21 protein-coding genes are annotated in these 20,767 nt (G+C 71.4%); 4 read left to right on the forward strand and 17 right to left on the reverse strand.

All coding sequences use genetic code 11. From position 1 onward, the window contains the following. Positions 1-355: 355 nt before the first annotated feature. Together ACZ6MA_RS11585 and ACZ6MA_RS11590 are read left to right on the forward strand one after the other, a co-directional pair. On the forward strand, positions 356-1,024 hold the full coding sequence (locus ACZ6MA_RS11585; protein ID WP_370421856.1) for a potassium channel family protein: 669 nt from the start codon (positions 356-358) through the stop codon (positions 1,022-1,024). Then, positions 1,024-1,701: a potassium channel family protein gene (locus ACZ6MA_RS11590; RefSeq protein ID WP_469432981.1), complete on the forward strand. Its 678-nt coding sequence runs from the start codon at positions 1,024-1,026 to the stop codon at positions 1,699-1,701. Before ACZ6MA_RS11585 ends, ACZ6MA_RS11590 begins: the two co-directional genes overlap by 1 nt. A 99-nt stretch (positions 1,702-1,800) precedes the next feature. Here the strand turns inward: ACZ6MA_RS11590 and ACZ6MA_RS11595 are convergent, their stop codons facing one another. From ACZ6MA_RS11595 to ACZ6MA_RS11610, 4 genes are all read right to left on the reverse strand, one after another. Next, positions 1,801-2,601, reverse strand: a complete 801-nt coding sequence (locus tag ACZ6MA_RS11595; protein WP_469432983.1) for a DUF3159 domain-containing protein — start codon at positions 2,599-2,601, stop codon at positions 1,801-1,803. A 3-nt stretch (positions 2,602-2,604) separates the two neighbouring features. Next, positions 2,605-3,003 (reverse strand): OB-fold nucleic acid binding domain-containing protein, encoded by a 399-nt coding sequence (locus ACZ6MA_RS11600; protein WP_469432984.1) that lies wholly within the window; start codon positions 3,001-3,003, stop codon positions 2,605-2,607. Positions 3,004-3,267: 264 nt separating this feature from the next. Beyond that, positions 3,268-3,957 carry a response regulator gene (locus ACZ6MA_RS11605; protein ID WP_469432985.1) on the reverse strand — a complete coding sequence of 230 codons (690 nt, stop codon included), beginning with the start codon at positions 3,955-3,957 and terminating at the stop codon, positions 3,268-3,270. A gap of 106 nt (positions 3,958-4,063) precedes the next feature. Then, complete coding sequence (locus ACZ6MA_RS11610; RefSeq protein ID WP_469432987.1) at positions 4,064-6,616, reverse strand: DUF4118 domain-containing protein; 2,553 nt, start codon at positions 6,614-6,616, stop codon at positions 4,064-4,066. A 246-nt stretch (positions 6,617-6,862) separates the two neighbouring features. Here ACZ6MA_RS11610 and ACZ6MA_RS11615 point away from each other — a divergent pair, with 246 nt between their 5' ends. Then, entirely contained in the window at positions 6,863-7,432 is a 570-nt protein-coding gene (locus ACZ6MA_RS11615; RefSeq protein WP_469432988.1) for a GNAT family N-acetyltransferase, read from the forward strand. A 128-nt stretch (positions 7,433-7,560) separates the two neighbouring features. On the opposite strand, the gene ACZ6MA_RS11620 is transcribed toward ACZ6MA_RS11615, so the two are convergent. The 11 genes from ACZ6MA_RS11620 to ACZ6MA_RS11670 form a co-directional block, all read right to left on the reverse strand. Next, positions 7,561-8,295, reverse strand: a complete 735-nt coding sequence (locus ACZ6MA_RS11620) for an RICIN domain-containing protein (RefSeq protein WP_469432989.1) — start codon at positions 8,293-8,295, stop codon at positions 7,561-7,563. Positions 8,296-8,406: 111 nt separating this feature from the next. Continuing rightward, positions 8,407-9,381 (reverse strand): helix-turn-helix transcriptional regulator, encoded by a 975-nt coding sequence (locus ACZ6MA_RS11625; RefSeq protein WP_469432990.1) that lies wholly within the window; start codon positions 9,379-9,381, stop codon positions 8,407-8,409. A gap of 108 nt (positions 9,382-9,489) precedes the next feature. Then, positions 9,490-10,431, reverse strand: a complete 942-nt coding sequence (locus ACZ6MA_RS11630) for a VOC family protein (protein WP_469432992.1) — start codon at positions 10,429-10,431, stop codon at positions 9,490-9,492. Between the two features lie 114 nt (positions 10,432-10,545). Continuing rightward, the gene (locus ACZ6MA_RS11635) at positions 10,546-11,673 is read right to left on the reverse strand and encodes an FAD-dependent monooxygenase (protein WP_469432994.1); all 1,128 of its coding nucleotides are present in this window, start codon (positions 11,671-11,673) and stop codon (positions 10,546-10,548) included. 189 nt (positions 11,674-11,862) lie between these two features. After that, a complete protein-coding gene (gene kdpC, locus ACZ6MA_RS11640) occupies positions 11,863-12,510 on the reverse strand; it encodes a potassium-transporting ATPase subunit KdpC (RefSeq protein WP_469432995.1) in 648 nt (215 codons plus the stop codon). A gap of 4 nt (positions 12,511-12,514) precedes the next feature. After that, on the reverse strand, positions 12,515-14,620 hold the full coding sequence (gene kdpB / locus ACZ6MA_RS11645) for a potassium-transporting ATPase subunit KdpB (protein ID WP_469432997.1): 2,106 nt from the start codon (positions 14,618-14,620) through the stop codon (positions 12,515-12,517). After that, positions 14,617-16,308, reverse strand: coding sequence for a potassium-transporting ATPase subunit KdpA (gene kdpA / locus ACZ6MA_RS11650; protein ID WP_469433151.1), 1,692 nt, complete (start codon positions 16,306-16,308; stop codon positions 14,617-14,619). Before kdpA ends, kdpB begins: the two co-directional genes overlap by 4 nt. Positions 16,309-16,340: 32 nt before the next feature. Beyond that, on the reverse strand, positions 16,341-16,430 hold the full coding sequence (gene kdpF / locus ACZ6MA_RS11655) for a K(+)-transporting ATPase subunit F (RefSeq protein ID WP_469432998.1): 90 nt from the start codon (positions 16,428-16,430) through the stop codon (positions 16,341-16,343). Between the two features lie 303 nt (positions 16,431-16,733). Next, a complete protein-coding gene (locus ACZ6MA_RS11660; protein ID WP_469433000.1) occupies positions 16,734-17,513 on the reverse strand; it encodes a DUF3710 domain-containing protein in 780 nt (259 codons plus the stop codon). 1 nt (position 17,514) lies between these two features. Beyond that, positions 17,515-18,012, reverse strand: a complete 498-nt coding sequence (gene dut, locus ACZ6MA_RS11665) for a dUTP diphosphatase (RefSeq protein ID WP_469433153.1) — start codon at positions 18,010-18,012, stop codon at positions 17,515-17,517. Next, a complete protein-coding gene (locus ACZ6MA_RS11670; RefSeq protein WP_469433001.1) occupies positions 18,012-18,596 on the reverse strand; it encodes a PaaI family thioesterase in 585 nt (194 codons plus the stop codon). Before ACZ6MA_RS11670 ends, dut begins: the two co-directional genes overlap by 1 nt. A 59-nt stretch (positions 18,597-18,655) precedes the next feature. Here ACZ6MA_RS11670 and ACZ6MA_RS11675 point away from each other — a divergent pair, with 59 nt between their 5' ends. Beyond that, positions 18,656-19,099, forward strand: a complete 444-nt coding sequence (locus tag ACZ6MA_RS11675) for a DUF3093 domain-containing protein (RefSeq protein WP_469433003.1) — start codon at positions 18,656-18,658, stop codon at positions 19,097-19,099. Positions 19,100-19,330: 231 nt separating this feature from the next. Here ACZ6MA_RS11675 and ACZ6MA_RS11680 read toward each other — a convergent pair whose 3' ends face one another. Together ACZ6MA_RS11680 and ACZ6MA_RS11685 are read right to left on the reverse strand one after the other, a co-directional pair. Continuing rightward, complete coding sequence (locus tag ACZ6MA_RS11680) at positions 19,331-20,161, reverse strand: hypothetical protein (RefSeq protein WP_469433004.1); 831 nt, start codon at positions 20,159-20,161, stop codon at positions 19,331-19,333. 14 nt (positions 20,162-20,175) lie between these two features. Next, entirely contained in the window at positions 20,176-20,472 is a 297-nt protein-coding gene (locus tag ACZ6MA_RS11685; RefSeq protein WP_130881781.1) for a DUF4193 domain-containing protein, read from the reverse strand. Positions 20,473-20,767: the final 295 nt, after the last annotated feature.

Raw genomic sequence — 20,767 nt, forward strand, 5'->3', positions numbered from 1 at the left:
ATTTCCAGCCGACTATGCCTGCGGCGTGACACAGTCCCGGGCACGGCCCGAGTCGGCATCCCACCTGCCGTTCGGGTCCGCGACTCCTGTACGAGTCCGTACGCGCATGGCGTGCGCGCGCACCGGACGGGGGCCGCGCGCCGAGCGAGTCGGCACAGCGGCGCTCGTCGCGCGTGGTCTTGCGGATACGGTGGTGTCATGCGTCGGCATGGCCGAAAGTGCCGGTCGGCGCGGCACGTGGAGACCGCGAGCTGTGGTCTCGTGGGCCCGTGAGCTGAACGTGAACAAAAAGGGAAGATGTGAGCAGGGTGTTGGTGCAGGTCAACGCGGTAGTCCGGAGCACGGGGGCGTCGTCGTGCACATCGTGATCATGGGTTGCGGGCGGGTGGGTTCGGCCCTCGCCCAGACCCTTGAGCAGCAGGGGCACACCGTCGCCGTGGTCGACCAGGACCCGACGGCGTTCCGGCGCCTGGGCTCCGGTTTCAGCGGTCGGCGGGTGACCGGCGTCGGCTTCGACCAGGACACCCTGCGGGAGGCGGGCATCGAGGAGGCCGGCGCCTTCGCCGCGGTCAGCAGCGGTGACAACTCCAACATCATCGCGGCCCGGGTGGCGCGCGAGATGTTCGGCGTCGAGAACGTGGCGGCCCGGATCTACGACCCGCGCCGCGCCGAGGTCTACCAGCGGCTCGGCATCCCGACCGTGGCCACCGTGCGGTGGACGGCGGACCAGATGCTCCGCCGGCTGCTGCCGTCCGGGGCGGAGCCGCTGTGGCGCGACCCCACCGGTGGCGTCCAGCTCGCCGAGGTCCCGGCCTCGGAGGCCTGGGTCGGCCACCGGATCAGCAAGCTGCAGGAGGAGACCGGCGTACGGGTCGCGTTCCTCACCCGGCTGGGCGAGGCCGTGCTGCCGACGTCCTCGACGGTCCTGCAGGAAGGCGACCTGGTGCACGTGATGATGCGCACCGACGAGGTCGAAAAGGTCGAAGCGGCGTTCTCCGCCGGTCCCGAGGAGGCGGCGCACTGATGAGGGTTGCTATTGCCGGAGCCGGGGCGGTCGGCCGGTCCATCGCGGGCGAGCTGCTGGAGAACGGGCACGAGATCCTGCTCATCGACAAGGCCCCCTCGGCCATCTCGGTGGAGCGGGTGCCGATGGCGGAGTGGCTGCTGGCCGACGCCTGCGAGATCACCTCGCTCGACGAGGCGGCGCTCCAGCGCTGCAACGTCGTGATCGCGGCGACCGGTGACGACAAGGTCAACCTCGTCGTCTCGCTGCTCGCCAAGACCGAGTACGGGGTCCCCCGGGTCGTGGCCCGGGTGAACAACCCGAAGAACGAGTGGCTCTTCAACGAGTCCTGGGGCGTGGACGTCGCCGTCTCCACCCCGCGTCTGATGTCGGCGCTGGTCGAGGAGGCCGTGAGCGTCGGAGACCTGGTGCGGCTGCTGCGCTTCAGCCAGGGTGACGCCAACCTGGTGGAGCTGACGCTGCCGCCGGAGGCGGCGCTGGCCGGCACCCGGGTCGGGGACGTGGACTGGCCGGAGGACACCGCGCTGGTGACCATCATCCGCGGCACCCGGGTGCTCACCCCGAACAAGGAGGACGCGCTGGAGGCGGGCGACGAGCTGCTCTTCGTCGCGGCCCCCGCGCGGGAGGAACAGTTGGAGGACCTGCTGTCGGTGCGCCGCGAGGACACCACCGCCTGAGCGGTGACCGCGCGGGCGGACCACACACCGCATACACGCCGAAGGCCCCGGGAATCGCTCCCGGGGCCTTCGGCGTGTATGCGGTGTGTGGTCCGCCGCTCAGCGCGGCGGTGCGGAGTCGTGGGACGGCTCGCCCGCCACGATCCCTCCGAGGGGCCCGTCCGTGCGCGCGCCGACCGGGGCGCCGGGGCCCTGCTCCTTCGCCGCCCGCTCGGCGGCCTCCGCCGCCTCCATCTCCGCGAACACGTCGATCGGCGGCGGCGCCTTCGACAGGAAGATCCAGGTCAGATACACCGACAGCAGCATCGGGGGAATGCCGAGCGCCATCCTGACCCAGCCCAGCTGGGTGGCGTCGCCCCACCAGTACAGCGGGAACAGCACCGCCGACTTGGCGAGCAGGATCAGCCCCCAGGCCCAGCTGGCCTTGATGTAGGCGACCTTGCGGCCCGGATTGCGGGTGCGCCAGGAGAGGTTCTCCTTGAACACCGGGCCGAGGATCAGGCCGATCAGCGGATACCCGGCGATCGCCGAGACGATGTAGCCCAGGGACAGCCCGAAGGTGTAGATCATGCCGGGCAGATGGAAGTTCTTGGCATCGCCGGACATCATCGCGAAGACCGCGCCGACGGCGACCCCGAACACCCCGCTGAAGGCGTGCTTGAGGGTGTCCTTGCGCAGCAGCCGCACCACCACGAGCAGCACGGACAGGCTCAGTGCGGCGATCGCCGCGAGATGGATGTCCCGCCTGACCGTGTAGAGCGCGACGAACACCAGGCCGGGCAGGGTGGTCTCCACCATGCCCCGCACACCGCCGAACGCCTCGAAAAGGGCCGCTTCGGTCGCCGACCGTACGTCGGCGCCCTCTCTCTGCTGGTCGTTCGGCTTGTCGGGAGACGTCACCCGCTACTCCTGTCCGAGCGGTCGGAGTTCATATTTGGGATTGAACAGCACACGCCGGCCGCGGCTCATGGAGATCCGGCCGGAGGCGATCAGCTTACGGCCGGGCTCGATGCCGACTATGGAACGGCGTCCCAGCCACACCACGTCGAGCGCGGCCGAGCCGTCGAACAGCTCGGCCTCCAGCGCGGGCACGCCGGCGCGCGGCCGGAGCGTGACCGTGCGCAGCGTGCCGGTGACCTTCACTATCTGCCGGTCGCCGCAGTCGCATATCTTCGTGCAGCCCACGGCTTCCGCGTCCTGTTGCAGCTCTGCGGAGTGCAGCTCCTCCTGCGAGGTGGACAGCCGGTCCAGCATCCGGCGGAAACGGCCGGTCGGCTTCTCGGGACGGGGTACGGAGCTCATGAAACCAGCCTACCGGCCGCCCTCCGGGCGGGATCACGTTCGGGCGAGCCCCGCGCCCCGGGGAGCCCCCTCTTCCTGATCGCCGGACGGGCCGGTTGTCCTCAAGCGCCGGACGGGCTGGTTTTCCCAGCCCGTCCGGCGATTGAGGACCGGGGCCCGGGGCGGAGCCCCTCACACCTCGAAGCGGTATCCCATCCCCGGCTCGGTGATACCGCACCCCCGGGGGACAACCCCCGGACCCCCGGCCGCTCCGGGGCACCGCCCTCATACCTCGAACCGGTATCCCATCCCCGGCTCGGTGATGAAGTGCTTGGGGTGTGAGGGATCCAGCTCCAGCTTGCGCCGCAGCTGTGCCATGTAGACCCGCAGGTAATTGGTCTCGGTGCCGTACGACGGCCCCCATACCTCCTGGAGCAGCTGCTTCTGGCTGACGAGACGGCCCGTGTTGCGTACGAGCACCTCCAGCAGGTGCCACTCGGTCGGGGTGAGCCGTACGTCCCGTCCGTCGCGGTTGACCTTCTTCGCGGCGAGGTCGACGGTGAAGCCCTCCGTCTCGACGATCGCGTCGTCCCCCGCGGCCGCGGCGCCGGTGGGTTCCGCGCGCCGCACGGCGGCCCGCAGCCGGGCCAGCAGCTCGTCCATGCCGAAGGGCTTGGTGACGTAGTCGTCGGCGCCCGCGTCGAGCGCCTCCACCTTCTCGTCCGAGGTCTGGCGGGCGGACAGCACCAGGATCGGCACCCGGGTCCAGCCGCGCAGCCCCTTGATCACCTCGACCCCGTCCATGTCGGGCAGGCCGAGATCGAGGACGATCACATCGGGGTGGCGGGCGGCGGCGAGCTGGAGGGCGGTGGCACCGTCGGGTGCGGCGTCGACCTCGTACTTCCGCGCCTTGAGGTTGATGACGAGCGCGCGGACGATCTGCGGCTCGTCATCCACCACGAGCACCCGGTTCATGCGCAACCACCTCTGCTGTTCGTGCGGGCCCCGCCACGGGGCCCGGGGTATCGGCTGGACTTTCGGGGGCGGTCCCCCGGTGCGCGGCGGCGGCCGGCCGCCGCCTTCACGAGGTGGCCTGGGCGGGCAGGTCCGGGCGCACCGGCGGGCGGCCGGCGACGGCCCGCAGGGTGAGGACCATGGTCATGCCACCGCCCGGGGTGTCCTCCGCGGCGAGCGTGCCGCCCATGGCCTCGGCGAAGCCCCGGGCGACCGCGAGACCGAGGCCGACGCCCGCGCCGCGCGGCGCGTCCCCGTACCGCTGGAAGGGCTCGAAGATCCGGTCCTTGGCGCTGTCGGGCACGCCGGGGCCCCGGTCGGCCACACGTAGCTCCACGCGGTCGCCGAGGGCACTGGCGGCGACGAGGACGGGCGTGCCCTCGGGGCTGTATTTCACGGCGTTCTCGACGATGTTGGCGACGCCGCGCTCCAGCAGCCCGGGGTCGACGGCGACCATCGGGAGCGTCTCGGGGATGTCCAGGGTGACGCTGCTCTCGGGCACGCCGCCGAGGGCCATCGGGACCACCTCGTCGAGGTCGATCTCCCTGATCAGCGGGGTGACGGTGCCGGTCTGGAGGCGGGACATGTCGAGGAGGTTGCCGACGAGGTGGTCGAGGCGGTCCGCGCCGTCCTCGATTCCGGCCAGCAGCTCGGCCTCGTCCTCCTGCGACCAGGCGACGTCGTCGGAGCGCAGCGAGGTGACGGCCGCCTTGATCCCGGCGAGGGGGGTGCGCAGATCGTGGCTGACGGCCGCCAGCAGGGCGGTGCGGATGCGGTTGCCCTCGGCCAGCCGCTGGGCCCGCTCGGCCTCGCCGACGAGCCGCTGGCGGTCGAGGAAGACCGCGGCCTGGGCGGCGAAGGCGGCCAGCACCCGGCGGTCCTCGGCGGGCAGCACCCGGCCGGCGAGCGCCAGCGCCATGTTGTCACCGACGGGCATGTCCACGTCGGCGTCCTCGGGGCGCAGCAGCGGCTTGCCCGTGCTGGTCACGACGCTGCCGGCACAGGTCCAGGGGTCGACTTCGCTGGCCCGTTCCAGCAGTGCCACGGACTCCATGGCGAAGGTCTCGCGGACCCGTTCCAGCAGTGCTTCCAGGCTGGTGTCGCCGCGCAGGACGCTGCCGGCGAGGAAGGAGAGGATCTCGGATTCGGCGCGCAGCCGGGAGGCCTGGTGGGTGCGGCGGGCGGCCACGTCCACCACGGACGCGACGGACACCGCGACGAAGGCGAAGATCGCCATGGCGACGATGTTCTTCGGGTCGGTGATGGTGAGCCGGTGCACGGGCTGGACGAAGAAGTAGTTCAGCAGCAGGGAGCCGAAGGCCGCCGAGGCGAGGGCGGGCAGGAGGCCGCCGAGCAGCGCGGCCGCGACCGTCATGCACAGGTACAGCAGCATGTCGTTGGCCAGGCCGAGGTCCGGGCCGAGGTTCGTCAGCACCAGGCTGAGCAGGACGGGCCCGGCCAGGCCGACGAGCCAGCCCGCCAGGATGCGGCCCCGGCCGAGGCGGGCGCCGCGGGCGACGGGCAGGCCCCGGCCCTTGGCGGCCTCCTCGTGGGTGACGATGTGGACGTCGAGGTCGGGCCCGGAGTTCCGGGCGACGGTCTGGCCGACGCCGGGGCCGAAGACGTACTGCCAGTTCTTGCGGCGGCTGGAGCCGAGCACGATCTGGGTGGCGTTGACGCCGCGCGCGAACTCCAGCAGCGACGCCGGTACGTCGTCCCCGATCACGTGGTGGAAGGTGCCGCCGAGGTCCTCGACGAGGGTCCGCTGGACGGCCAGCTCCTTGGGCGAGGCCGAGGTCAGGCCGTCGCTGCGGGCGATGTAGACGGCGAGGATCTCGCTCCCGGAGCCCTTGGCGGCCATCCGTGAGGCACGCCGGATGAGGGTGCGGCCCTCGGGGCCGCCGGTGAGACCGACGACGATCCGCTCGCGGGCCGACCAGATGGTCGAGACGCTGTGGTCGGTGCGGTACTGCCGCAGGTACTCGTCGACGCGGTCGGCGGTCCACAGCAGGGCCAGCTCGCGCAGCGCGGTCAGGTTGCCCGGCCGGAAGTAGTTGGAGAGGGCGGCGTCGACCTTGTCCGGCTGGTAGATGTTGCCGTGTGCCATGCGGCGGCGCAGCGCCTGCGGCGACATGTCGACCAGCTCTATCTGGTCGGCGCGGCGCACGACCTCGTCCGGCACGGTCTCGCGCTGTCGCACGCCCGTTATCGACTCCACGACGTCACCCAGCGATTCGAGGTGCTGGATGTTGACGGTGGAGACGACGTCGACGCCGGCCTGCAGCAGCTCCTCGACGTCCTGCCAGCGCTTGGTGTTGCGGGAGCCGGGGACGTTGGTGTGGGCCAGCTCGTCCACGAGGGCGACGGCCGGCCGGCGGGCGAGGAGCGCGTCCACGTCCATCTCGGTGAAGACGGACTCCCGGTGGACCAGCTCACGGCGGGGCACCTCCTCCAGGCCGTGCAGCATGACCTCCGTGCGGGGGCGCCCGTGGTGCTCCACGAAGCCCACGACGACGTCGGTACCGCGCTCGGCCCGCCGGTGGGCCTCGGAGAGCATCGCGTACGTCTTGCCGACGCCCGGTGCCGCGCCGAGGTAGATACGAAGCTTGCCGCGTCCCATGGGCCCCATTGTCTTTCACGATGCGCGACCGTGTTCGGCCGGTTTCTCCGCGTCGTGTGCTGCACGGCCGCGCAGGGACGACCTTACGACCCAAGACCCGGGCAAAGGGGACAGCGGGCGCTCTGGTGTCATCTATTGACGCAGCCCTGACGCCTCCCCCGGTGACGTGCGCCGGACCCCGCCCCCGGAGGGCCGCGCAATGGACATGCGGCGCGCGCCCCGGGCGCGCCACAATGACGCGGACCGATGCCGCCTCCTCCGATGCCCTTGAGGACCCTCCCCATGACCGAGATACGCACCGCGCACACCGCGGATCTGACCGGCGCCGAACTGGCCGCGATCCGCGCCCTGTTGGACGCCGCCTTCGAGGGCGATTTCTCCGACGACGACTGGGACCACACCGTGGGCGGTGTGCACGCCCTCGTCCTGGACGCCGGCGAGCTGATCGGCCACGGCTCGCTGGTTCAGCGCCGCATGCTGCACGAGGGCCGCGCGCTGCGCACCGGCTACGTGGAAGGCGTCGCGGTCCGCGCGGACCACCGCCGCCGGGGCCACGGCGCGGCGGTGATGGCCGAGCTGGAGCGGGTCCTGCGCGGCGCGTACGAGCTGGGGGCCCTCAGCGCCTCGGACGACGCCGTGCCCTTCTACACCGCCCGTGGCTGGCGGGCTTGGCGCGGCCCGTCCGCCGTCATGACCCCCACCGGCGTCGAACGCACCGAGGAGGACGACGGCGGCGTGTACGTCCTGCCGGTCACCGCGAAGCTCGACCTCGACGCCGAGCTGGCCTGCGACTGGCGTCCGGGCGACGTGTGGTGACGTCCCGCCCCGGCCTCCCGGCGCACCACCGCCGGTGCGGGGCGCGACCATGACCGAGCCTGGGCCCCTGGCTGGCGGCCCCGCCCGTCATGGCCGCACGTCGGGCGCGGCGGCCGGCCGTGGGCGGCTCAGCGGCCGGTGGGCGGGAGCGTCGGCATCGGCGTCGGATGGGTGGGCGGCTGCGTAGGCAGCGCGGTCGGGGTCTGTGAGGGCCGCGAGGTGGGGTCGGTCGTGGGCCACGGGGTGGGCTCCGCCGTGGGGGGCTGTGTGGGCTCCGTCGTGGGCCGGGGCGTGGGCCGGGACGTCGGCTCCGTGGTGGGCCGGGGCGTGGGGTCGGTGGTGCCCGGGACGTCGACCGAACGCCACACCTGGCCGGCGGCACGGGCGTACGTCCACTGCTGGGCGCGGGCACGGGGCTTGATGCTGGAGTTTTCGATCTCCAGGACCTTGCCGCTGTTCTTGTTGACGACCAGGCCGTTGTCGTTGGCGAAGTCGAACCGCCAGAGCTGGGTGGCGGCCTTGTCGACGCAGGTCCACTGCTGGGCGGGGGCGCCGTTGTCCTTGCGGGAGTCGGCTATCTCCAGGCACTTGCCGCTGACCGCGTTGATGATTCTGACGTCACCCGACGTGCCGATCCGCTCGATGCGCCACTGCGTCTTCTGCCCGTTCTCGCAGAAGCCCTGCACCGCGGGGGCGCCGTTGCCGACGGCCGGGTATTCGATCTGCAGGCACTGGTTGCTGTGGTTGTTGACGAAGAACTGTGGGGCACCCGGCGTCGAGCCGGCGTGACCGGAAGCCGGTGCCAGCACGACGACGGCGGCACCGGAGGCCGCGAGGACGGCGAGCTTCGAAGTCATCTTCATTTCGTGATCGTAGGCAGGCCGAACGGCGCCACACACGGAAAGAGACGGGCGATCAGCCCACGGCTGAACAAACGGAATGTGCCCACGGTGGTGGGCCGTCCGGCGCGGGGGCTACCGGCGGGCCGCGGTGTCGGAGGGCAGCTCGCCGAAACGGGCGCGGTAGTCGCCGGCGAAGCGGCCCAGATGGCAGACGCCCCACCGGTAGGCGATGGTGCCGACGTGGTCGGTGGTGGTGAGGATGTCCTGCCGGATCCGGTCCAGCCGCAGGTCGCGCACATAGGTCAGGGGTGACAGACCGAGCCGGTCGCGGAACGCGGCACCGATGGTCCGCGGGGCACAGCCGGCCGCCTTGGCGATGTCGCCGAGGGTGAGGCGCTCGGTGAGGTTGGCGTCGATGAACGCGAGAGCCGCGCGCAAGGAGCGCGGGTGGCCGGGCCGGGGGCCGTCGCGCAGCTCGTCGGTGTGCGAGTGCGGCTGCGCCAGGAGCAGCGCGGCGACGATGCAGCGGAGTTGGCCGTGCTGGAGTTCGGCGCGCTGGAACATGGGGACCTCCGAGTCCAGTTGCTCCAGGAGGGAGCGGACGAGGAGTCGTACGGCCCGGCCCTCGGGCTTGGCCAGGTTCAGGGCGAAGTCGAAGCGGACGGGGGTCTCCGGCGGCCTCCCGGTCAGCGCCGCGTATTCCCGCCCGATCAGGCCCGCGTCGATCCGAAGCGCCAGGAAGCGCACGGGGCTTGGACTCGCGGGGCGCAGTTCCTGGGTGTCGCCGGGGTTGACGACCCCGGCCGTGGCGGTGTCGAGGGTGACGTTCAGACCGCCGCGGGACGCGGCGATCGCACCGGAGACACCCAGGTTGACGAAGTAGGAGCCGGCCCCTTCCACCGGGGAGACGCGTACGTCGAGCGGCGAGGAGAAGTAGCCGACGGCGAACTCGCGCGCGGCCACCCCGCGCAGTTCGTGATCTCCCTTGCGCAGGCCCTCCAGCGGCGACGTGGCGATGGAGCCGCCGAACAGGCGGGTGGCGGCGTTCAGGAGGTCGACGGGGTTGCGGGAACGGGTGATGAGGAAGTTCCGCAGTGGAGTCTGCAACGTTCACCTCCCTCGGGAGCGTCCCCGGGCCCGGCGCCTTGGTGTCCTACGGCCAGTGTGTCATCGCGGTCGGTCCGCGACGGGCCGGTCGTGGCTGGTCGTCACGCATCAGATCGGCGGGGCGACGAACAGCCCGGAATCGATGTCGTTGTGGGACTTGGCGGCGATGAACTCGTCCATCTCCTCGGACGTGCCCCACTGATCGGCGTTGGCGGGATCGCGCAGGTCGTAGAGGTGGGGGTGCCAGGTGTCCTCGTCGAGGACCTCCAGCGCGGTGGTGTACTCGACGGTGTTGCCGGCCCGGTCGAGGTGGTAGCTGAAGGAGTTGTCACCGGCACGGTGACGTCCCGGTCCCCACAGGCGCTCGACGCCCAGGCGCCGCATCCGGCCGGTTCCGCGCATGAATTCGTCGATCCCGCGCATCTCGAAGGAGGCGTGGTGGAAGGCCGCGTGCGGGCCGCGCACGATGCCGAAGCTGTGGTGGAAGGCGTTGCACCGCAGGAACCACATGATCTCGCCGTGGTCGCCCAGGCACATGGTGTCCGAGAGCCGGAAGCCCAGGTGCTTGATGTACCAGGCGACGGTGGCCAGGGGGGTGGGGGAATTCATCAGCACGTGGGAGAGGCGCACGGGGACCGGCTCGCGGGCCTCGATCGTGCGGTGCCGGCGGGTGGCGACGCCCGCGGAGACCTCGACCACGCGGCCCTCGTTGTCGAACAGGCGGACCGCGTAACCGCCCCCGGGGGTGTCCAGCGGCCTGGGCTCGTGCACCAACCGCACCCCCTGGGCGACCAGTCGAGCGGCCAGGGTGTCGACGTCGGCGGCGTTTTCGGCACCGAAGGCGATGAGGTCGGTGCGCTTGTGCGCGTCCTCGCGCAGTCGCACCACGTACTGCTCCGGGGAGCCCTCGGCCGCCAGGAACGCGACACCCGAGTCGGCGGCGGTCTCCGTCAGGCCCCACAGCTCGGTGTAGAAGCGTCGCTGCTCGGCGAAGTTCGGCATGGCGACATCGATGTGCCGCAGGTGGGTGATCAGATTGGTGTCGCTCATGGTGAGTGCACTCCCTCGGACGCGTGGGTCGGTCGGCCGGGCGCCGGTTCAGTGGGTCGCGGCACGTCGCCGCGGGCCGGGTCTCCTCGTGGGCCGTACCGAGCGGCCGGTCGGTTACGCGGGCTCGGCCATGAGGCGGTGACAGGCGTCGGCCAGCGGATACGCCTCGTGGTGGCGCCGGGCGCGCTCCAAGGACGCGAGGGTCACGGAGGTGTCCACCAGCGTCCGGCACCGCTGGGCGCGTCGGTTCACGAATGCCTTGAGCCCCGCGCCGACCGACGCGTGCCGCTCCAGCTCCTGGGCCAGCACGAGGCCGTCCTCGATGGCGAGGGCCGCGCCACTGGCCATCTGCGGGGCGGGGGCGTGGGCGGCGTCGCCGATGACCACGCCGCTGCCGCGATGCCAGTCACCCCGGAGGACGTGCGTCAGCACCGGGCGGCGTACCACCGCCCCGGACGCGGGCACCAGCGGGGCCAGCTCCGCCGCCCGGCCGGGGAAGGACTCCAGCAACCGCCCCAGCCGGGGCGCGAGTTCGGTGCCGGGAAGGGCGCCCCGGCCCACCCCGTTCTCCGTCAGGAAGACGTACGCCCGGCTGTCCGAGAGGGGGACGAGCCCCGCCGTGTGGACCTTCCCGGCGAACTGATGGACCCCGGTGCCCCACGACGGGCGCCGCACCAGCGCCCGCCACACCATCTGCCCGTGGTAGTCGAGCGAGGTGCGCAGGCCCAGCAGTCCCCGTACCGAGGACGAGATCCCGTCCGCTCCGACGACGAGCGCGGCCTGCCGCTCGGTCGCGTCCGACAGCCGCACGCGCACCGGCTCAGCTTCCTGGTCCACCGCCGTGATCGTCAGCCCGTGGCGTACCACCACGCCGCACCGCTCGGCTTCGGTGTACAGGATGCGGTGCAGTACGGGGCGGGCGATGCCGACCAGCGCCGGGCGCCGCGCACCGAGCAGACGCGGTAACCGGGCCCGGCCCGCGAGTTCGCCGTGCACGTCCACCTGCGTGATCACGCTCATGCCGTGTCCCTCGTCCAGACACGCGTCCGCGAGCCCCAACGCGGCCAGCGCGCGCAGCGCGGGCCCGGTCAGGCACAACCCCCAGCCGGACGTCGCCGATGACGGGCCGGCCTCGACGATCTCCACGCGCCATCCCGTACGGGCGAGGGCTGTGGCCGCCGTCAGACCCGCGACACCCGCGCCCACGATCAGGGCCGACCGCACCCCGCGATAGCTGTCCATGCACGCCTCCAGAACCTGGTTCCTCCAAAACCGTAGGATCCGTCGGCCCTCCGCCCTGTCCGCATCCGGCAGCGACCATCCGCTGTCGGCAATCAGCCCCGGGCCCGCGTCTCCGTACCGCCAACGGCAGCAGCCCGTACGCGCGTCCGCGAACGCGCGTACGGGCAGTTGCCGTTCGCGGTGACCGCCCTACCGCGCGGCGAGCCTCCGCAGCGCGACGTTGAGCTTGAGGACGTTGACGCGCTCGTTGCCCATGAACCCCAGGACGCGGCCGTCCGTGTGGTCCTTCACCAGCTCGCGGACCTCCGCTACGGGCAGGCCGTTGGCCTTGGCGACGCGCTCGGCCTGGAGGCGGGCGTACTCCGGGGAGATGTCCGGGTCGAGGCCGGAGGCGGAAGCCGTGAGGGCGTCCACCGGGACGGACGCCGGGGAGACGCCGTTGAAGGCGGCGACGTCCGCGCGGCGCCGCTCGACGGCGGTCAGCAGGACCTTGCTGTCGGCGGCGAGGTTGGACGCGCCGGACACCACCAGCTCGTACCGGGTGTTCACCGTGTTCGCACCGGCGGCCGAGGCGCGCGGCTGGAAGAACCTTGGGTCGGGCAGCGGGTTGCCGTCCTTGTCCTTCCTGTCGAGGTCGTAGCGCTGGCCGAGCCGCTCGGAGCCGACGGACCTGCCGTCGGCCTTCACCTCGGAGCCGTTGGCCTTGTCGTGGAAGACGGCCTGGGCGACGCCGGTGACGGCCAGCGGGTAGAGGACGCCGCAGACCAGCGTGAGGACGAGCAGGGCCCGCAGGCCCGCCCCCACCACGCGGAACGTACTGCTTACGGAGTTGTTCATGACGTCACCCGATGCCAGGGATGAGGGAGATGAGCAGGTCGATGATCTTGATGCCGACGAAGGGCGCGATCAGTCCGCCCAGCCCGTAGACGGTGAGGTTGCGCCGGAGCATGGCGTCCGCGCTCATCGGCCGGTAGCGCACGCCCTTGAGGGCGAGCGGCACCAGCGCCACGATGACCAGCGCGTTGAAGACGACCGCCGAGAGGATCGCGGACTCGGGCGAGGCCAGGCCCATGATGTTGAGCTTGTCCAGGCCCGGGTAGACCACCGCGAACATCGCCGGGATGATCGCGAAGTACTTCGCGACGTCGTTGGCGATCGAGAAGGTCGTCAGCGCGCCACGCGTGATGAGCAGCTGCTTGCCGATCTCGACGATCTCGATGAGCTTGGTCGGGTCGGAGTCCAGGTCCACCATGTTCCCGGCCTCCTTGGCGGCCGAGGTGCCGGTGTTCATGGCCACTCCGACGTCCGCCTGGGCCAGCGCGGGGGCGTCGTTGGTGCCGTCGCCGGTCATCGCGACGAGCTTGCCGCCGGCCTGCTCGCGCTTGATGAGGGCCATCTTGTCCTCGGGGGTGGCCTCGGCGAGGAAGTCGTCCACGCCCGCCTCCTCGGCGATGGCCTTGGCCGTCAGCGGGTTGTCGCCCGTGATCATGACGGTCTTGATGCCCATGCGGCGCAGCTCGTCGAACCGCTCCCGCATGCCCTCCTTGACGACGTCCTTGAGGTGGATGACGCCCAGGACACGCGCGCCCTCGGCGTCCTCGAGCGCGACGAGCAGGGGCGTGCCGCCGGCCTGGGAGATCTCCTCGGTCAGCGTCCGGGTGTCCTCGGCGACGTGGCCGCCGCGCTCCTCGACCCAGGCGACGACCGAACCGGTCGCGCCCTTGCGGACCTTCCGCGCGTCCACGTCGACGCCCGACATCCGGGTCTGGGCGGTGAACGGCACCCACTCGGCGCCGACGAGTTCGCCCTCGTGCCGCTCGCGCAGGCCGTACTTCTCCTTGGCGAGGACGACGACCGAGCGGCCCTCCGGGGTCTCGTCGGCGAGCGACGAGAGCTGGGCGGCATCGGCCACCTCGGCGGCCGTGGTGCCCTTGACCGGGACGAACTCGGCGGCCCGGCGGTTGCCGTAGGTGATGGTGCCGGTCTTGTCGAGCAGCAGCGTGGAGATGTCACCGGCCGCCTCGACCGCCCGCCCGGACATCGCCAGGACGTTGCGCTGCACGAGCCGGTCCATGCCCGCGATGCCGATCGCGGAGAGCAGCGCGCCGATGGTGGTCGGTATCAGACAGACCACCAGGGCCGCGAGGACGATCATCGACTGCTCGGCGCCCGCGTAGATCGCGAAGGGCTGGAGGGTGACGACGGCGAGCAGGAAGACGATGGTGAGCGAGGCCAGCAGGATGTTGAGCGCGATCTCGTTCGGTGTCTTCTGCCGGGCGGCGCCCTCGACCAGATTGATCATCCGGTCGATGAAGGTCTCGCCCGGCTTCGTCATGATCTTCACGACGATGCGGTCGGACAGCACCTTGGTGCCGCCGGTGACCGCGGACCGGTCGCCGCCGGACTCGCGGATGACCGGCGCCGACTCGCCCGTGATGGCGGACTCGTCGACGCTCGCGACGCCCTCGACCACATCACCGTCGCCGGGGATGACATCGCCGGCCTCGCAGACGACGAGGTCGCCCACGCGCAGCTCGGTGCCGGGCACCGGCTCCTCCACGGTGCCGTTGAGACGGCGGGCCACCGTGTCGGTCTTGGCCTTGCGGAGGGTGTCGGCCTGGGCCTTGCCGCGGCCTTCGGCGACGGCCTCGGCGAGGTTGGCGAACAGGACGGTCAGCCACAGCCAGGCGGTGATCGCCCAGCCGAACCAGTCGCCCGGGTCCTTGACCGCCAGCGCGGTGGTGACCACCGAACCGATCAGGACCACGAACATCACCGGGGACTTGACCATCACCCGGGGGTCGAGCTTGCGGAACGCGTCGGGCAGCGACTTCAGCAGCTGCGCCGGGTCGAAGAGGCCACCGGAGACGCGCCCGTGCTCCTCGGTGTTTGGCGTGCCCGCTCCGGGCTCCTGGGGGGCGGTGCGTACGGGGGTGGTCGTGCTCATGAGAGTCCCTCCGCCATCGGGCCGAGGGCCAGGGCCGGGAAGTAGGTCAGACCGGTGATGATGAGGATCGCGCCGACGAGCAGCCCGGCGAAGAGCGGCTTCTCGGTGCGCAGGGTGCCCGCGGTCTCGGGCACCGGCTTCTGCTCGGCGAGCGAGCCGGCGAGGGCCAGCACGAACACCATCGGCAGGAAGCGGCCGAGCAGCATGGCGAGGCCGATCGTGGTGTTGTACCAGGGGGTGTCGGCGTTCAGTCCGCCGAACGCGGAGCCGTTGTTGTTGGCGCCGGAGGTGAAGGCGTAGAGGACCTCGGAGAAGCCGTGCGCCCCGCTGCCGTCCACCGAGCCGGCCGCGGTGTTCAGCATCGACCCGGGCGGCCCGGACAGCGCCATGGACAGGGCGGTGAAGCCGAGCACGAGCGTCGGGGTGACGAGGATGTAGCACGCGGCGAGCTTGATCTCACGGGTGCCGATCTTCTTGCCGAGGTACTCGGGCGTACGGCCGACCATCAGACCGGCGATGAACACCGCGATGACCGCCATGACGAGCATGCCGTAGAGGCCCGAACCGACGCCGCCGGGCGCGATCTCACCGAGCATCATGCCCAGCAGGGTGATGCCGCCGCCGAAGCCGGTGAACGAGGAGTGGAAGGAGTCCACCGCACCGGTCGAGGTCAGAGTGGTGGCCACCCCGAAGATCGCGGAGGCGCCGACGCCGAAGCGCTGTTCCTTGCCCTCCATCGCCCCGCCGGCCGCTTCGAGCGCGGCGCCATGGCCCGCGAACTCGGTCCACATCATCAGGGCGGTGAAGCCGAGCCAGATGACGCCCATCGTGGCGAGGATCGCGTAGCCCTGCTTCACGTTGCCGACGAGCTTGCCGAAGGTGCGGGTCAGGGCGAAGGGGATGAGGAGGATCAGGAAGATCTCGAAGAGGTTGGTGAAGGCGTTGGGGTTCTCGAACGGGTGGGAGGAGTTGGCGTTGAAGTAACCGCCGCCGTTGGTGCCCAGCTCCTTGATGACCTCCTGCGAGGCCACGGCTCCGCCGCCCACCTGCTGGGTGCCGCCGGTGAGCTGCCCGATCTCGTGGATGCCCGCGAAGTTCTGGATCGCGCCGCAGGCGACGAGGACCAGCGCACCGACGACGGAGACCGGGATCAGGACGCGGACGGTGCCGCGCACCAGGTCGGCCCAGAAGTTGCCCAGTTCGCCCGTGCGGGACCTGGCGAAGCCCCGGACGAGGGCGATGGCGACGGCGATGCCGACGGCCGCGGAGACGAAGTTCTGCACGGCCAGACCGAGCGTCTGGACGGCGTGGCCCATGGCCTGCTCGCCGGAGTACGACTGCCAGTTGGTGTTGGCGACGAACGAGGCGGCGGTGTTGAACGCCTGGTCCGGGTCGATCGCGGTGAAGCCGAGCGAGACCGAATCCGGCAGGACGCCCTGAATCCGCTGGAGCAGATAGAGAAAGAGCACGCCGACGAGGGAGAAGGCCAGGACACCGCGGAAATAGGCGGCCCAGCGCATTTCGGCGTCGGGGTCGGCGCCGATCGAGCGGTAGATCCACTTTTCGACGCGCAGGTGCTTGTCGGAGCTGTAGACGCGGGCCATGTAGTCGCCCAGCGGGCGGTAGGCCAGTGCCAGCGCCGCAGCGAGGGCGGTGAGCTGGAGGACTCCGGAAAGGACGGGGCTCATATCGCCCGCCGCGATAGCGGCAATAGGCACGGTCAGAACCTCTCCGGGAAAACGAGGGCGAGGATCAGGTAGCCCAGGAGGGCGACGGCCACGACCAGACCGACGACGTTCTCGGTGGTCACAGCTTCGTCACCCCCTTGGCGACGAGAGCCACCAGCGCGAAGACCGCGATCGTGGTGACGACGAAGGCCACGTCGGCCATCGTGTGCTCCTAGAGGGTTCGGATATGAACGGACCTCTAGAGGAAACCTCTCGGACCGGCTCGCGAACGGTCCGTTGACGCCTCCCTTACGGCCATTAGCGCGCCCTTGACGAGATTCATACGCCCGCCGCGTGTACCTGCGAAAACGACACTGGGCCGCAACCCCGGACAGGGGTTGCGGCCCAGCGAAACGGCGCGATCCAGCCGCTTGACGAGCGTTTTTTCAGCGGATCTCGGAGATTTCCGGGCCCCGCTGGAGGCGGTCCACGCCACCGGCGAAGCGCGAGCCCTCGGGCTCCTCCTGCTGCAGGCCCTCGGCCACCATCTGCGCGTCGTCCGGCAGGTTCAGCACGATCGGGTCGCGCGGCGCCATCGGGGAGTCGCCGCGCACGACGACGGTGTCCAGGAAGATCTGCTCCAGCAGTCCGGCGGTCTGCGGCTGCACCGCGCCCTGGCCGGAGATCACACCGCGCAGGAACCAGCGCGGTCCGTCACAGCCGACGAAGCGCACCAGCTGCACACCGTTGGTCCCGTCCGGCAGCGTCACGGGCACCTGGGCCCGCAGCTCCCAGCCGAGCGGCCCCTGGACCTCGTCCACGACACCGCCCTGCTGGGTGATGCCGCTCGCGATCTCGTCCCGTACCTCGTGCCAGATGCCCTCGCGCTTGGGGGCGGCGAAGGCCTGCAGCTGCACGGCGCTGTCACGCAGCACCACGGTCGCGGCGACGATCGCGTCACCGGCGACCTCGACCCGCAGCTCCATGCCCTCGACGCCGGGCACGAACAGTCCGCCCAGGTCCACCCGGCCCTCGCCGGGCTCCCGGACCTCCGCGATGTCCCACGGCCCGTCGGGGCGCGGCTCCGGCTCCAGCCGGACCCGGGTCTCGGCCGCGGTGTCCTGTGCGGACTCGTCGGCGAGGGAGTCCTCAGCCGACTCCTGGGAGGTCACACCGTCGACCTGGCCGACGGCGTCCTCGCTCTGCTTGCGGCGACGACCGAACACGTCACTGTCCTTCCCGGTCGCGGGCGACCGAAGCGAATCCATTCCCCACGGCAGCGTGGCCACCGGTGGACCCGAAGCCCCCTTCGGCCCGCGCCGAGCCGGGAAGCTCCGCCACCTCGTGGAAGCGGACCTTCTCGACCTGCTGGACAACCAATTGGGCGATGCGGTCGAACCGCTCGAACCGCACGCTCTCGCGCGGGTCCAGATTGACCACAATCACCTTGATCTCTCCACGGTACCCGGCATCGATGGTCCCCGGGGCATTGACCATGGAGACCCCGCACCGGGCAGCGAGCCCCGAACGGGGGTGCACGAAGGCGGCGTACCCGTCCGGCAGCGCGATGGAAACCCCGGTGGGGAGCACCATCCGCTCGCCCGGTGCCAGCACCGCGGCCTCGGTGGTGACGAGATCACAGCCGGCGTCGCCGGGGTGGCCGTACGCGGGGACGGGCACCTCCGGGTCCACTCGGCGGATCAGCACGTCGACGGGACTGCGCATCACGGGTTCACCTCGAAAGCTCGCGCGACCTTCAGCTGGTCGGGGTCGGCCAGAGCGGCCTTGATCTCGGCCGGGCGGCCGTTCTCGATGAAGTGGTCGACCTTGACCTCGACGAACATCGCGTCCGCGCGCACCGCGACGGGCCCGTCGGGGCCGCCGATCCGGCCGGTGGCCGTGCAGTAGATCTTGCGGCCGTGCACCGCGAGCACCTCGGCGTCCAGGTACAGGACGGTGTCCACAGGGACGGGACGGACGAAGTCCGTCTCCAGCCGGCCGGTCACCGCGATCACCCGCAGTAGCCAGCCCAGCCCGCCCAGCGTCTCGTCCAGCGCCGTGGCCAGCACACCGCCGTGCGCGAGACCGGGCGCGCCCTGGTGGGCCTCCTTGACCCGGAACTCGGCCGTGACCCGCACGCCCTCGCCGGCCCGTGTCTCGAGGTGCAGGCCGTGCGGCACCGAAGGGCCGCAGCCGAAGCAGTACTCGTAGTGCGACCCGATGATCTCTCCGGGTGCGGGGGCGTCGGGGTGCCGCACCGGCGGCCCGGCGTCGTCCGGGGGCGTCAGCGCTGTCGTTCTTCCACTCACAGGGGCTGACCTTACCCGCGCCGGGGGCACCCGGTCCCGGCCGTGCCAAGCTTGGGCTTATGCAGCCTTACGAAGAACGCCTGACCGCGCCCCGTTCCTGGTGGTTCATCACCGTTCTCGTCGGGATCGCCATGGCGCTGATCCTGCTGCCGCTGGGCACGCTGCCGCCGCTGTGCGGTCTGGTCGGCGGCGGCGCGCTGGCGGCCGTCGCGGTCAGCTCCTACGGATCCGCGCGGATCCGGGTGGTCGGCGGCGCGCTGGTCGCGGGCGACGCCCGGATCCCCGTCGAGGCGCTGGGGGTACCGGAGGTACTGGACGCGGAACAGGCCCGCGCCTGGCGGACCCACAAGGCCGACACCCGCGCCTTCATGCTGCTGCGCGGCTACATCCCCACCGCGGTGCGGATCGAGGTCGTCGACCCCGCCGATCCCACGCCGTACGTCTATCTCTCCACCCGCTCCCCCGAGCGCCTGGCCGCCGCCCTCGCCGCCGTACGGGCCTAGGGGCCCGGTTTCGTCGGGACTTCGACCGCGGGCCGTCTTTGCCGCCTGCGGCGGCGCGCGCCCTTCGGGCGTACCCCCAGGGGCTGGTTCGGGCTGGCCTCAGCCCGAACCAAGCCCGTCCGGCGATTGAGGACACCGCACACCGCCCCCGGGGCAGCCTCAAGACAAGCCCCGGGGAGGGGCCACGGGCCCGGCTGACGGGCACAGGGCGGCTCGGGAGGCCCCAGGGGGTCAGCCGGCCCCCGGATCCTCCTGGGCGGGCGGCAGGGCGCTCCAGGCGGAGTCGGGCAGCGCGTCCCAGGGCACCTGTTTGGTGCGCAGGTCCTTGCGTACCTTCTCGGCGAGCTTCTTGGTGTCGCGGCGGTTCAGCACCGCGCCGACGGCCGCGCCGATCATGAAGGGCGTGAGGTTCGGCAGATTGCGGAACGTGCGCTTGAGGACCTGCTGGCGCAGCTCGCGCCGCAGCTGGCCGCCGAGGGCCGCGTTCAGGGTCAGGGGCGAGGTCACGTCGATGCCGCGCTCCTCGGCCCAGGCGCCCAGATAGGCCGTGGCCCGCTGGCGCACGGCCCCCGGGGCGCGGACCCCGTAGACCTCGTGGAGTTCGGCGATGAGCTTGAACTCCACGGCGGCGACGCCGACGATCTCGGCCGCCAGCTCGGCGGGCATGGCGGGCGGCACCGGCAGCATCGCCGCCGCGCCGACGCCGGCGCCCACGGTGGACGTGCCGTTCGCGGCACCGGCCACCAGCTTGTCGGCGAGCTGCTCCGGGCCGAGGCCCGGGAACTGCTCGCGCAGGGTCGCGAGGTCGCGCACCGGGATGCGCGGGGCGTTCGCGATGATCCGGTCGGCGACGGCGGTGAGTCCCGCCAGCGCTCCCCGGCCGCCCTTCTTGGCCCCACGGCCGACCGCGGCCGCGAGCGAGGCCGTACGGCCCCGCTCCACGCTCGCGTCGACCGCTTCGCCGGATGCGGTTGCGTCCTGCCGCGCGACGCCCTCGGCCGGCCCGGTGGTCAGTTCGGGCTGCCGGGAGCGTCGCTTCCGGAAGGGGGTCGAGCCTGCCATGGCAGACCCGGTCCTCAGTCGCAGTCGCGGCAGATCGGCTGGCCGTCCTTCTCGCGGGCCAGCTGACTGCGGTGGTGCACGAGGAAGCAGCTCATGCACGTGAACTCGTCGGCCTGCCGAGGCAGGACCCGGACGGACAGTTCCTCATTGGAAAGGTCCGCGCCGGGCAGCTCCATGCCCTCGGCCGACTCGAACTCGTCGACGTCGACCGTCGACGCGGACTTGTCGTTCCGCCGGGACTTGAGTTCCTCGATGCTGTCCTCGTTGACGTCATCGTCGGTCTTGCGTGGGGTGTCGTAGTCCGTTGCCATGTCGCTCTCCCCCTCTGGGTGTCTGCGGTGTCTCCAGCGCACGTAACGCGTGAGAGGCCGGACTTGTGCCCGACCTGAGGCGGAGATTTTGCCTCACATCAAGGTCTGTTACTCAATCGACACCCAACCGCACACCTGAAGAGGTGATGGGGATGGATGGCGAACGGGACCGTACACGGTCCGGACGACGCATGCGGATGCGCCATCACCTGTACTTCCCGTGATCAGGACCCCCGGAAACCCCCATTTTTCCGGCGTTCCGGCAGCCTGATCGATCACGGAGAGTGGGTGGCCG

It is taken from the genome of Streptomyces sp. NPDC042259, from assembly GCF_055582085.1.

Bases quoted from the DNA above. Each gene is read 5' to 3' on its own strand.
- ACZ6MA_RS11605 (WP_469432985.1), bottom strand. From the start codon at position 3,957: ATGAACCGGGTGCTCGTGGTGGATGACGAGCCGCAGATCGTCCGCGCG.
- dut (WP_469433153.1), bottom strand. From the start codon at position 18,012: ATGCGCAGTCCCGTCGACGTGCTGATCCGCCGAGTGGACCCGGAGGTG.
- ACZ6MA_RS11620 (WP_469432989.1), bottom strand. From the start codon at position 8,295: ATGAAGATGACTTCGAAGCTCGCCGTCCTCGCGGCCTCCGGTGCCGCC.
- ACZ6MA_RS11675 (WP_469433003.1), top strand. From the start codon at position 18,656: ATGCAGCCTTACGAAGAACGCCTGACCGCGCCCCGTTCCTGGTGGTTC.
- kdpB (WP_469432997.1), bottom strand. From the start codon at position 14,620: ATGAGCACGACCACCCCCGTACGCACCGCCCCCCAGGAGCCCGGAGCG.
- ACZ6MA_RS11685 (WP_130881781.1), bottom strand. From the start codon at position 20,472: ATGGCAACGGACTACGACACCCCACGCAAGACCGACGATGACGTCAAC.
- ACZ6MA_RS11635 (WP_469432994.1), bottom strand. From the start codon at position 11,673: ATGGACAGCTATCGCGGGGTGCGGTCGGCCCTGATCGTGGGCGCGGGT.
- ACZ6MA_RS11590 (WP_469432981.1), top strand. From the start codon at position 1,024: ATGAGGGTTGCTATTGCCGGAGCCGGGGCGGTCGGCCGGTCCATCGCG.
- ACZ6MA_RS11610 (WP_469432987.1), bottom strand. From the start codon at position 6,616: ATGGGACGCGGCAAGCTTCGTATCTACCTCGGCGCGGCACCGGGCGTC.
- ACZ6MA_RS11600 (WP_469432984.1), bottom strand. From the start codon at position 3,003: ATGAGCTCCGTACCCCGTCCCGAGAAGCCGACCGGCCGTTTCCGCCGG.
- kdpA (WP_469433151.1), bottom strand. From the start codon at position 16,308: ATGAGCCCCGTCCTTTCCGGAGTCCTCCAGCTCACCGCCCTCGCTGCG.
- ACZ6MA_RS11615 (WP_469432988.1), top strand. From the start codon at position 6,863: ATGCCGCCTCCTCCGATGCCCTTGAGGACCCTCCCCATGACCGAGATA.
- ACZ6MA_RS11680 (WP_469433004.1), bottom strand. From the start codon at position 20,161: ATGGCAGGCTCGACCCCCTTCCGGAAGCGACGCTCCCGGCAGCCCGAA.
- ACZ6MA_RS11630 (WP_469432992.1), bottom strand. From the start codon at position 10,431: ATGAGCGACACCAATCTGATCACCCACCTGCGGCACATCGATGTCGCC.
- kdpC (WP_469432995.1), bottom strand. From the start codon at position 12,510: ATGAACAACTCCGTAAGCAGTACGTTCCGCGTGGTGGGGGCGGGCCTG.